The 243-nt window shown below is 58.4% G+C and carries 1 pseudogene; it reads right to left on the bottom strand.

Going from position 1 to position 243, the window contains the following annotated elements:
• Positions 1-243 (bottom strand): annotated as a pseudogene (locus tag GHN86_RS23295) (IS5/IS1182 family transposase); the annotation flags it as partial.

Genomic DNA, 243 nt, shown 5'->3' with positions numbered 1-243 from the left:
TGGGGTAGCCTTGCTCCGGCAACTGACGCCGGTGTGCCTCGGTATAGCCATAAGACTTACGAGGCTCGGGAGGCTGGAAGCTACCTTTGGCACGTTCCTTTACTCGAACGATCCCGGCCAGTCTCAGCGCTTTTGCAAAGGTGTCGGGATGCGCGGTGATGCCCGTTTCTGCATGGAATGCTTGCGCCAGTTCGGCTTGACTGGAATAAGGCTGCGTATGAGCGAGCCTGGCCAGCAGAGGAT

This window comes from Pseudomonas helleri (assembly GCF_009600315.1).
Taxonomy (GTDB): Bacteria; Pseudomonadota; Gammaproteobacteria; order Pseudomonadales; family Pseudomonadaceae; genus Aquipseudomonas; species Aquipseudomonas helleri_A.
The sequence above is the reverse complement of the archived record's forward strand: the minus strand, read 5'-3'. Positions and strand labels throughout refer to the sequence as shown.